This window comes from Brevibacterium sp. UBA7493, from assembly GCF_002479565.1.
In the GTDB taxonomy this organism is placed as follows: domain Bacteria; phylum Actinomycetota; class Actinomycetes; order Actinomycetales; family Brevibacteriaceae; genus Brevibacterium; species Brevibacterium luteolum.
This window is the reverse complement of record NZ_DLOD01000003.1, coordinates 232,151-243,535: the sequence shown is the minus strand read 5'-3', so window position 1 is coordinate 243,535 and position 11,385 is coordinate 232,151. Positions and strand designations below refer to the sequence as shown.

Genomic DNA, 11,385 nt, shown 5'->3' with positions numbered 1-11,385 from the left:
TCACCGATGTCAGTGAAGGGAACTAAAGTACACACTGTGACTACTCAGACCGCGAATGCAGAGGCCGACCGCGGCGTATCGCACCTCGACACGCTGTGGGTCAAAGGGGCCCGGGCACACAACCTGAAGAACGTCGAGATCGCCATCCCGCGCGACTCGATGGTCGTCTTCACCGGGCTGTCCGGCTCCGGAAAATCCTCCCTCGCCTTCGACACGATCTTCGCCGAGGGCCAGCGCCGCTACGTCGAATCGCTGTCGTCGTACGCGCGGATGTTCCTCGGGCAGATGGACAAGCCCGACGTCGACTTCATCGAAGGCCTCTCACCGGCGGTGTCGATCGACCAGAAGTCGACCTCGAAGAACCCGCGCTCGACCGTCGGCACCATCACCGAGGTGTATGACTTCCTGCGCCTGCTGTGGGCGCGCATCGGCACCCCGTACTGCCCGGAATGCGGTGAGCCGATCACCCGGCAGACACCGCAGAACATCGTCGATCAGCTGCTGACCCTGCCGGAGCGCACGAAGTTCATCGTGCTCGCCCCGCTTGTGCGCGGGCGCAAGGGCGAGTTCGCCGACCTGTTCGCCGACCTGCAGACCAAGGGCTTCTCCCGCGCCGTCGTCGACGGCGAGCAGGTGCAGCTGACCGATCCGCCGAAGCTGGAGAAGCAGTACAAGCACGATATCTCCGTCGTCGTCGACCGGCTCGTCGCCAAGGACGGCATCCGCCAGCGCGTCACCGACTCCGTCGAGACCGCGCTGGCAACCGCCGGCGGGCGCCTCGATGTCGAGCTCGTCGACGAGGGCACCACCCGGACGTTCTCGGAGAACATGTCGTGCCCGAACGACCATCCGCTCACCGTCGATGAGATCGAACCGCGCACCTTCTCCTTCAACTCACCGTTCGGCGCCTGCCCCGTCTGCGACGGCATCGGCACGAAGCTGCAGGTCGATGAGACGCTCGTCGTGCCCGATGAGGACCTCACCCTGGGTGAAGGTGCGATCGCGCCGTGGTCGAAGGGCAAGACGACAGCGAAGTACTTCAACCGGCTGCTCAAGGGCCTCGGCGATGAACTCGGCTTCGACCTGTTCACCTCGTGGAAGGACCTGAAGAAGTCCCACCGCAAGGCGATCCTCGAAGGCAAGGACTACCAGGTCCACGTCCGCTACAAGAACCGGTTCGGCCGCGAACGGACCTATTCGACCGGTTTCGAAGGTGTCTTCCAGTACATCCTGCGCAAGCACGGTGAGACCGAATCCGACCACGCCCGGGAACGCTACGAGTCCTACATGCGCCAGGTGCCGTGTGCCGCCTGTGGCGGAACCCGCCTCAAGCCCGAGGCGCTGCACGTCAAGATCGCAGGCAAGTCGATCGCCGACGTCTCCACCATGGCCCTCGACCAGGCCGCCGAATTCCTCACCGGTCTCGAGCTCAGCGGCCGTGACGCGGCGATCGCGGCACAGGTGATGAAGGAGATCCGGGCCCGGCTCGGGTTCCTCCTCGACGTCGGACTCGAATACCTCAGCCTCGACCGCACCGCCGGCACACTCTCCGGCGGGGAAGCGCAGCGCATTCGCCTGGCCACCCAGATCGGCTCCGGACTCGTCGGCGTGCTCTACGTCCTCGATGAACCGTCCATCGGATTGCATCAGCGCGACAACCGGCGGCTGATCGAAACGCTGCTCAAACTGCGCGACCTCGGCAACACCCTCATCGTCGTCGAACACGACGAGGAGACGATCGAGGCCGCCAACTGGATCGTCGACATCGGACCCGGCGCCGGCGAACACGGGGGAGAGGTCGTCTACTCCGGACCCGTCGCCGACCTCACGAAGGCCGAGCGCTCCATCACCGGTGCCTACCTCAGCGGCCAGCGCCAGATCGAGATCCCGACCCAGCGCCGCTCGGTCGACCGCAAGAAGATGGTGACCGTCCACCACGCCCGTGAGAACAACCTCAAGGACGTTACCGTCTCACTGCCGCTCGGCGTCTTCACCGCCGTGACCGGAGTGTCCGGTTCAGGCAAGTCGACGCTCGTCAACGACATCTTCTACACGCAGCTGGCCAACGACCTCAACGGCGCCAACCGCGTACCCGGCCGCCACAAGCGGATCACCGGTCACGAAGACCTCGACAAGATCATCCACGTAGACCAGTCGCCCATCGGCCGCACGCCGCGGTCGAACCCCGCCACCTACACCGGCGTGTTCGACCACGTGCGCAAGCTCTTCGCCGAAACCGAAGTCGCCCGCATCCGTGGCTACCAGCCCGGCCGGTTCTCCTTCAACGTCAAGGGCGGACGCTGCGAGAACTGCCACGGCGACGGCACCATCAAGATCGAGATGAACTTCCTGCCCGATGTCTACGTCCCCTGCGAGGTCTGCCACGGTGCCCGCTACAACCGGGAGACCCTCGAAGCGAAGTTCAAGGGCAAGACGATCGCCGATGTGCTCGACATGCCCATCGAGGAGGCCGCCGACTTCTTCTCGGCGGTCCCTGCCATCGCCCGGCACCTGCACACCCTGGTTGAAGTCGGCCTGGGCTACGTGCGCCTCGGCCAGCCTGCCACCACGCTGTCCGGCGGTGAGGCCCAGCGCGTCAAACTCGCAGCCGAACTGCAGAAACGCTCGCGCGGCCGCACCGTCTACGTGCTCGACGAACCGACCACAGGCCTGCACTTCGAGGACATCCGCAAGCTTCTGGGTGTGCTGCAGGGTCTCGTCGACAAGGGCAACACCGTCATCGTCATCGAGCACAACCTCGACGTCATCGCCTCAGCCGACCACATCGTCGACATGGGGCCCGAAGGCGGACGCGGCGGCGGCACTGTCATCGCCGAGGGAACACCGGAAGAGGTCGCGGCCATCGAGTCCTCCTACACCGGGCAGTTCCTGGCCGAGATGCTCGCTAACCGGACATAACCGTGGATCCGAGCAAGTACCGCCCGGCGACAGGTGAGATCCCCACCCAGCCCGGCGTCTACCGCTTCCGCGACGCCGACCGGCGGGTCATCTACGTCGGCAAGGCGAAGAACCTACGCGCCAGGCTCAACTCGTACTTCGGCAACCCAGCCGCGCTTATGCAGCGGACCTTCACGATGGTCCACACCGCAGCCTCGGTCGACTGGACCGTCGTCAACAACGAAGTCGAGGCGTTGCAGCTGGAATGGACGTGGATCCGGGAGTTCCGCCCGCGATTCAACGTCATGTTCCGCGACGACAAGTCGTATCCGTACCTGGCGATCACGATGCAGGACGAATACCCGCGCGCCTTCGTCACCCGCGGCAGCCGCAAGAAGGGCGTCACCTACTTCGGTCCCTTCACCCAGGTGTGGGCGATCAAGGAGACCCTCGACCTGCTGCTCAAAGCCTGGCCGGTGCGCACCTGCACCGCCGGAGTGTTCCGCCGTGCCCGGCAGACCGACCGACCCTGCCTGCTCGGCTACATCGACAAATGCGCCGCCCCCTGCGTCGGCCGGGTGACACCGGAGGAGCACAGGCAGCTGGCCCGCAACATCGCCGACTTCATGCGGGGCAACACCGGTCAGTTCATCTCCAGCCGACAGCGCGAGATGGCCGACGCCGCACAGAACCTCGACTACGAGCGCGCTGCCGAGCTGCGTGACGAGATCCAGGCGCTTGAGAAGGTCCTCGACAAGAGCGCCGTGGTGCTGTCGCAGAATGTCGACGTCGACGTCTTCTCCATGGTCGTCGAGGAGCTGGAGGCCTCGGTGCAGGTGTTCCATGTGCGCGGCGGCCGCATCCGCGGCCAGCGCGGCTGGATCATCGAACGCCTCCAGGACCTCACGCCTGCGGAGCTGACACTCGACTACCTGCGACAGGCTTACAGCGGCATGGATGCCGACGCGATCCCCAAGGAGATCCTGCTCGACACCCTGCCCAGCGACGTCGAGCTCGCCACGACCTGGCTGAGCGAGCAGCGCGGAACGAAAGTCGAACTGCGGGTCCCGCAGCGCGGGGAGAAGAAAGCTGTGCTCGACACCGTGCACAAGAACGCCGAGCAGGCGCTCATGCGGCACAAGATGCAGCGTGCCTCCGACCTCACCACCCGCAGCGAAGCGCTGAGCGAGATCCAGCAGGCGCTGAACCTGCCGGAGCCGCCGCTGCGCATCGAATGCATCGACAACTCCCACATGTCGGGTCAGAACGTCGTCGGCTCGCTCGTCGTATTCGAAGACGGCCTGGCCAAGAAACGCGACTACCGTCGGTTCTCCATCAGCGGTGATGCCGCGCGGGACGACACCTCGGCGATGTACGACGTCGTCTCCCGGCGCTTCTCCCGCTACCTCGAGAGCCTCGTCGAGGACGAACCCGACGAGCGATTCGGCTACCGGCCCAGCCTGCTCGTCGTCGACGGTGCGCTGCCGCAGGTCAACGCCGCCGTGCAGGCGCTGAATGATCTCGGCATCACCGACATCTCCGTCGTCGGCCTGGCGAAGCGACTCGAAGAGGTGTGGGTGCCCGGTGATGAGTTCCCGGTCATCCTCCCGCGTGGCTCGGAGGGCCTCTTCATGCTCCAGCGCATCCGCGACGAGGCCCACCGCTTCGCCATCCGCTACCACCAGCAGAAGCGCACCCGAGCCCAGCGCTCATCGGCCCTCGACGGCATCCCCGGGCTCGGGGCGGCCAAGCAGAAGGCGCTGCTTAAGCACTTCGGCTCCGTTAAGCGGATCCGGGCCGCCGCGGTCGACGATCTCACCGCTGCCCCAGGCATCGGTCCTGCCCTGGCGGAGAAGATCCACCGGACACTGAGCCCGGAAGTAGAATCCGATACTGTTGAGGCAGATGAGACCACTGCAGAAGGGACTGCCGATGACTGACGCCTCATCACCGGTTGCCATCGAGGGCACCGGCGACGACGTCGAGGTGCTGCTGCTGACCGGAATGTCCGGAGCCGGCCGTTCGACGGCGGCCAACGCCCTTGAGGACATGGACTGGTATGTCGTCGACAACCTGCCGCTGCAGATGATCCCGCCGCTGGTCGAACTCGTCGCCCGCGCCGACGGATCGCTGCCGAAGGTCGCCGTCGTCACCAATGTGCGCACCCGCCAGATGTTCTCCGAGCTCAACCAGACGCTCAGCGCCTACCGCTCGCAGGGCCTCAACATCAAGGTGCTGTTCCTCGACGCCAACGACGACGCCCTCGTGCGCCGCTTCGAATCCGTCCGCCGCCCCCACCCGCTGCAGGGCGAGGGCACCCTCATCGACGGCATCACCGAAGAGCGCAAGGCCCTCGCCCCGCTGCGCGACCAGTCAGACATCCTCATCGACACCAGCGACCTCAACGTCCACCAGCTGCGTGCCAACGTCCACTCCCTGCTCAGCGGCAGCGACAGCAACCAGCTGCGGATCACCGTGCAGAGCTTCGGATTCAAATACGGCGTGCCCGTCGACGCCGATTTCATGGCCGACGTTCGCTTCCTGCCCAACCCCTACTGGATTCCGCAGCTGCGCGGCCAGAACGGCACCGACGCACCTGTGCGCGACTACGTGCTCTCGCAGAACGGCGCCCTCGCCTTCGTCGACCGCTACCTCGGCGCGCTCGACGTCGTCATCGAAGGCTATGAACACGAGAATCGATCGCATATGACGATCGCCCTCGGCTGCACCGGCGGCAAGCACCGCTCCGTGGCCATGAGCGAGGAACTCGGCCGCCGGCTGGCCGAGCGCACGACCGCATCGGTGACCGTGCGCCACCGCGACCTGGGACGCGAGTAGATGAGTCAGCACATAGGATTCTCACGTCCCGACCCGAGCAGCTACAGCCCCAGCGCCCACCGCCTCCACACCGAAGAGCTGCCGTTCGTCATGGCCGCGCGCCAGCGGCGCAGCACCGGCGGCCCACAGGTCGTCTCCTTCGGCGGCGGCCACGGGCTCTACGCTGCGCTGCGCGCTTTCCGGCTGCTGACGGAGAACCTCACCGCCGTCGTCACCGTGGCCGACGACGGCGGTTCGTCCGGTCGCCTGCGCCAAGAGCTCGGCGGCCTGCCGCCCGGTGACCTGCGCATGGCACTGGCCGCGCTGTGCGACGACGGCGAATGGGGCCGGGTGTGGCGCGATGTCATCCAGAGCCGGTTCTCCTCCGACGGCCCGCTGCACGACCACTCGGTCGGCAACCTCCTCATCTCCGCTCTCTGGCAGCTCCTCGGAGACCACGTCGAAGGCCTCGACTGGATGGCGCGCCTGCTGCGCGCCCACGGCCGCGTGCTGCCGATGTCGTCGCTGCCGCTGCGTATCGAAGGCGACGTCCAGTTCGCCCCCGATGCCGCGCCCGAGGTGGTGCAGGGTCAGTCGGCCCTGGCGGCAACGGACGGGCACCTGCGCGAAGTGCGGCTCGTGCCGCACAACCCGCCCGCCCGCGCAGAGACGATCGACGCCGTGCGGGCAGCCGAGATCCTCAACCTCGGTCCCGGCTCCTGGTACACCTCCGTCATGCCCCACCTGCTCGTCCCGGATCTCGCTGAGGCGATCTTCGCCTCAGATGCACTGCGCACCCTGACCCTCAACCTGCCCGGTGCGAAGGCCGAGACCCGCGATCTGAGCCTGTGCGATCACCTCGAATCACTGCACTCGCACGCCCCGCGGCTGCGCTTCGACTATGTTCTCGTCGACGAGGACGCCGCCCGGGCCGAACCGGAACTCGAAGCCAAAGCACAGCGCCTCTTCGCGGCGCGGCTGTGGACCCGGTCGCTGCGCGGACGCAAGCAGAGCCAGCACGACAGCCTCAAGCTCGCCGCCTGCTATCGCGACGTGCTGCTTGACGCTGGCATCACCGTCGACGAACAGTGGTGAGCAGCGGTGGACAATCGAAAGGACTCGACGCAATGGCACTGACAGCACAGGTCAAGGATGAGCTCGCGCGGGTGGCCATCACCCGCATCTCGGCCCGCAAGGCCGAGGTGTCGGCGATCCTGCGCTTCACCAACGCCCTGCACCTCGTCGCCGGCTCCATCGTCATCGAAGCTGAGGTCGACACCAACATCGTCGCCCGCCGTCTGCGCGCAGAGATCAAGTCGCTCTTCGGCCACACCGCCGACGTCGTCGTCATCGGCGCCTCCGGCATCCGGCGCGGCAGCCGCTACCTCGTCCGCGTCGCCAACGACGGAGCCGCCCTGGCCCGCCAGACCGGGCTCATCGACGGGCGCCTGCGCCCGGTGCGCGGACTGCCCTCGGCGATCGTCAACGGCTCGCTGGCCGATGCGCAGGCCGCCTGGCGCGGCGCGTTCCTCGCCCACGGATCCCTGACCGAACCAGGACGTTCGGCAGCTCTGGAGATCACCTGCCCCGGACCCGAGGCGGCACTCGCGCTCGTCGGTTCGGCCCGCCGCCTCGGCATCTCCGCCAAGGCCCGCGAGGTGCGCGGGGTCGACCGGGTCGTCATCCGCGATGGCGAGGCGATCGGCGACCTGCTGACGAACATGGGTGCCGAGGCCACCCGCCTGGTGTGGGAGGAGCGGCGGATGCGCCGGGAAGTGCGCGCCACCGCCAACCGGCTGGCGAACTTCGACGACGCCAACCTGCGCCGGTCGGCCCGAGCGGCGGTCGCCTCGGGCGCACGCGTCGAACGTGCCTTCCAGATCCTCGGCGACGAGATTCCCGAGCACCTCAAGTACGCCGGCGAGCTGCGGCTCAAGCACAAGCAGGCGTCGCTGGAGGAGCTCGGCCAGCAGGCCGACCCGCCGATGACCAAGGACGCGATCGCCGGGCGGATCCGCCGACTGCTCGCCACCGCCGATAAGAAGGCTGATGAGCTCGGCGTGCCCAACACCGAATCGAGCCTGACGCCGGACATGCTTGAGGATGCCTGACACAGTTCATGTGAACTTCACATCCACGCCCCGCTGAGCCTGCAGAGGCGCATGAAGCGTGACTAGGATGAATACCGGAACACTCGCCGAACCCCAGGAGGAATCGGAATGTCCATTCGTGTAGGCATCAACGGCTTCGGCCGAATCGGCCGCTCGTTCCTGCGCCAAGCATACGAAGTCGACACCGATGTCGAGATCGTTGCCATCAACGATCTGACCGACAACAAGCACCTCGCCCACATGCTGCGCTACGACTCCGTGTGGCGGAAGTTCCCCGGCACCGTCGAATACGACGACGAATCGCTCACCGTCGACGGAGACCGCATCCACGCCTCGGCGGAGAAGGACCCGCACGACATCAACTGGGGAGACCTCGGAGTCGATGTCGTCGTCGAGGCCACCGGCAAGTTCCGCACCCGCGAAGCCGCCGCAGCCCACCTCGAATCCGGTGCCAAGAAGGTCATCCTCTCGGCACCCGGCAAGGGCATTGACGGCTCGTTCGTCATGGGCGTCAACGACAGCACCTACGACCCGCAGAACCAGCACATCATCTCCAACGCCTCGTGCACGACGAACTGCCTGGCACCGCTGGCGATGGTCCTCGACGACGCCTTCGGCATCGAGGCCGGCCTCATGACGACGGTGCACGCCTACACCGGTGACCAGAACCTCGTCGACGCCAACCACAAGGACCTGCGCCGGGCGCGTGCGGCCGCGATCAACATCGTGCCGACGACCACCGGCGCCGCCAAGGCCGTCGCCGAGGTGCTGCCGCAGCTCAAGGGCCGCCTCGACGGATTCGCCGTGCGCGTGCCGGTGCCCACCGGTTCGCTCGTCGACCTGACCTTCAACCCGAAGAAGCAGGTGACCGCGGAAGAGGTCAACGCCGCGGTCAAGAAGGCCTCCGAAGGCGACCTCAAGGGCATCCTCGGCTACACCGAAGACCCGATCGTGTCCTCGGACATCGTCATGAGCGAGTACTCCTCGATCTTCGACGCCGAGCTCACCCGCGTTGTCGGCAACCAGGTCAAGGTCGTGTCCTGGTACGACAACGAGTGGGGCTACTCCCAGCGTCTGTTCGAGATGGTCGAGTTCGTCGGCAAGACCCTCTGAACCACACCAGCATCGCGCCTCGCCCGGCGGCTCAGCGACCGCCGGGCGGGGCACAGTCATAGGAAAGGTACGACAGTGAAGAAACTGGAGCAGCCGGCCGAGCTGGCCGGCAAGCGGGTGCTCGTCCGCAGCGACCTCAACGTCCCGATGGACGGCACGACGATCACCGACACCGGCCGCATCGTCGCCTCAGCACCGACGCTGCGCAGCCTCGCCGAAGCCGGCGCCAAGGTCATCGTCATGGCCCACCTCGGCCGCCCGAAGGGCACCCCTGAGGAGAAGTACTCGCTCAAGCCTGTCGTCGCCGCCCTGTCCGAAGCCGTCGGCCGCGAGGTGCAGTTCGCCTCCGACACCGTCGGTGAGGACGCCAAGACCAAGGCTGCCGCACTGGAAGACGGCCAGATCCTGCTGCTGGAGAACCTCCGATTCAACGCCGGCGAGACCTCCAAGGACGATGCCGAGCGTGGCGCATTCGCCGATGAGCTCGCAGCTCTCGCCGACGTCTATGTCTCCGACGGCTTCGGTGTCGTGCACCGCAAGCAGGCCAGCGTCTACGACATCGCCCAGCGTCTGCCGCACATGGCCGGTGGTCTCGTCGCCGCCGAAGTCGAGGTGTGCGACCGGCTCCTGCACGATCCGGCCCGCCCCTACGTCGTCGTGCTCGGCGGATCGAAGGTCTCCGACAAGCTCGGCGTCATCGCCAGCCTGCTCGAGCGCGCCGACACCCTCATCATCGGCGGCGGAATGCTCTTCACCTTCCTCAAGGCCCAGGGACACGCCATCGGCTCCAGCCTGCTTGAGGAAGACCAGCTCGACACTGTCAAGGGCTACCTCGCCGCTGCCGAGGAGCGCGGCGTCGAGATCCTGCTGCCCACCGACATCGTCATGGCCTCCTCCTTCGCCGCCGATGCCGAGCACTGGACCGTCAGCAGCGATGCCCTCGAATCCACCCCGGCCGGAGCCGACGGCATCGGCCTCGACATCGGACCGGAGACCGCACGGACCTACGCTGAGCGGATCGCGGCAGCCAAGACCGTGTTCTGGAACGGCCCGATGGGCGTCTTCGAGTTCCCTGCCTTCGCAGCCGGCACCCGGGCAGTCGCCGAAGCCCTGACCGACGAGCACGGCGGACAGGCCGAGGGCCGGCTCACCGTCGTCGGCGGTGGCGACTCCGCAGCCGCAGTGCGTAGCCTCGGCTTCGCCGACGACCAGTTCGGCCACATCTCCACCGGTGGCGGCGCCAGCCTCGAGTACCTCGAAGGCAAGATGCTGCCCGGCCTTGACGTACTCGCCGATTGAAAGAGGAACGATGAGCACGACTCGCACCCTGCTGCTGGCCGGGAACTGGAAGATGAACCTCGACCACCTGCAGGCGATCTCCACGGTGCAGAAGCTCGCCTGGTCGCTCAAGGACCACCGCGTCGACATCGAGAAGGCCGAGGTGGCGGTGCTGCCGCCGTTCACCGACATCCGGTCGGTGCAGACACTTATCCAGGGCGACAAGCTGCCGATCGCCTACGGCGGGCAGGATCTCTCAGCCCACGATGAAGGCGCCTACACCGGTGAGGTGTCCGGGGCGTTCCTCAACCGGTTGCGCTGCACGTACGTCATCGTCGGGCACAGCGAGCGCCGGGCCTACCACAGCGAAACCGATGAGGTCGTCGCCTCGAAGCTGCGCGCAGCGCTGCGGCACGAGCTCACCCCGATCCTGTGCGTCGGCGAGTCTCTGGAGACCCGTCAGGCCGGCGAGCACGTTCAGTTCACCCTCGGCCAGGTCGAGAAGGCTCTCGACGGGCTGAGCGCAGATGAGCTCGCCGGTCTCGTCATCGCCTACGAGCCTGTGTGGGCGATCGGCACTGGGGAGACGGCCACCGCCGGTGACGCTGCCGAGATGTGCTCCGCGATCCGCTCCCGGCTCGAAGAGCTCTACAATGCCGGATTCGCCGGCACTGTCCGGCTGCTCTACGGCGGCAGTGTCAAGACGGAGAACGTCGCTGAGATCGTCGCCCATGACGATGTCGACGGCGCACTCGTCGGCGGAGCGAGCCTCGACCCGGAGAGCTTCGCCTCTTTGTGCCACGCGGCTTCCTCGCAGTAGACTCTCTGACAGCATCTTTTCCTCAACGTACGCAAAGGCAGACAACTGTGGACTCCATCCTCACCTGGACGTTGACGAGCATTCTTGTGCTCACCAGCGTGTTCCTCACCCTGCTCATCCTCCTGCACAAGGGCAAGGGCGGCGGCATGTCGGACATGTTCGGCGGCGGCATGAGCTCGAACCTCGGATCGTCAGGTGTCGCTGAGCGCAACCTCAACCGCTTCACCACGCTCGTGGCCATCGTGTGGGTGTCTTCGATCGTGCTGCTCGGACTCATGGTCCGCTTCCAGGGCTGAGGACAAGACAGACAAACGGTGTGGGGCCGGCGGATATCCGCCGGCCCCACAC

9 protein-coding genes are annotated in these 11,385 nt (G+C 66.6%); all 9 read left to right on the top strand.

The features are described 5' to 3' along the window. The first annotated feature begins 6 nt into the window (after positions 1-6). The 9 genes from uvrA (at position 7) to secG (ending at position 11,333) form a co-directional block, all read left to right on the top strand. Entirely contained in the window at positions 7-2,919 is a 2,913-nt protein-coding gene (gene uvrA, locus B4E96_RS02455; protein WP_170274145.1) for an excinuclease ABC subunit UvrA, read from the top strand. A 2-nt stretch (positions 2,920-2,921) separates the two neighbouring features. Next, positions 2,922-4,838, top strand: coding sequence for an excinuclease ABC subunit UvrC (gene uvrC / locus B4E96_RS02450; protein ID WP_102160231.1), 1,917 nt, complete (start codon positions 2,922-2,924; stop codon positions 4,836-4,838). Next, entirely contained in the window at positions 4,831-5,736 is a 906-nt protein-coding gene (gene rapZ, locus B4E96_RS02445; RefSeq protein WP_102160229.1) for an RNase adapter RapZ, read from the top strand. Before uvrC ends, rapZ begins: the two co-directional genes overlap by 8 nt. A gap of 90 nt (positions 5,737-5,826) precedes the next feature. Next, positions 5,827-6,810, top strand: coding sequence for a gluconeogenesis factor YvcK family protein (locus tag B4E96_RS02440; protein ID WP_165884768.1), 984 nt, complete (start codon positions 5,827-5,829; stop codon positions 6,808-6,810). Positions 6,811-6,842: 32 nt separating this feature from the next. After that, positions 6,843-7,826, top strand: coding sequence for a DNA-binding protein WhiA (gene whiA, locus B4E96_RS02435; protein ID WP_165882893.1), 984 nt, complete (start codon positions 6,843-6,845; stop codon positions 7,824-7,826). 108 nt (positions 7,827-7,934) lie between these two features. Continuing rightward, positions 7,935-8,939, top strand: a complete 1,005-nt coding sequence (gene gap, locus B4E96_RS02430; protein WP_102160224.1) for a type I glyceraldehyde-3-phosphate dehydrogenase — start codon at positions 7,935-7,937, stop codon at positions 8,937-8,939. A gap of 75 nt (positions 8,940-9,014) precedes the next feature. Then, on the top strand, positions 9,015-10,238 hold the full coding sequence (locus B4E96_RS02425; RefSeq protein ID WP_286956275.1) for a phosphoglycerate kinase: 1,224 nt from the start codon (positions 9,015-9,017) through the stop codon (positions 10,236-10,238). 10 nt (positions 10,239-10,248) lie between these two features. Beyond that, positions 10,249-11,037, top strand: a complete 789-nt coding sequence (tpiA, locus tag B4E96_RS02420; protein ID WP_286956273.1) for a triose-phosphate isomerase — start codon at positions 10,249-10,251, stop codon at positions 11,035-11,037. 47 nt (positions 11,038-11,084) lie between these two features. Continuing rightward, positions 11,085-11,333 (top strand): preprotein translocase subunit SecG, encoded by a 249-nt coding sequence (secG, locus tag B4E96_RS02415; RefSeq protein WP_243743525.1) that lies wholly within the window; start codon positions 11,085-11,087, stop codon positions 11,331-11,333. The last annotated feature ends 52 nt before the right edge of the window (positions 11,334-11,385 follow it).

Coding starts and splice junctions, on each gene's coding strand:
- uvrA (WP_170274145.1), top strand. CDS start 7: ATGTCAGTGAAGGGAACTAAAGTACACACTGTGACTACTCAGACCGCG.
- rapZ (WP_102160229.1), top strand. CDS start 4,831: ATGACTGACGCCTCATCACCGGTTGCCATCGAGGGCACCGGCGACGAC.
- B4E96_RS02440 (WP_165884768.1), top strand. CDS start 5,827: ATGGCCGCGCGCCAGCGGCGCAGCACCGGCGGCCCACAGGTCGTCTCC.
- whiA (WP_165882893.1), top strand. CDS start 6,843: ATGGCACTGACAGCACAGGTCAAGGATGAGCTCGCGCGGGTGGCCATC.
- gap (WP_102160224.1), top strand. CDS start 7,935: ATGTCCATTCGTGTAGGCATCAACGGCTTCGGCCGAATCGGCCGCTCG.
- tpiA (WP_286956273.1), top strand. CDS start 10,249: ATGAGCACGACTCGCACCCTGCTGCTGGCCGGGAACTGGAAGATGAAC.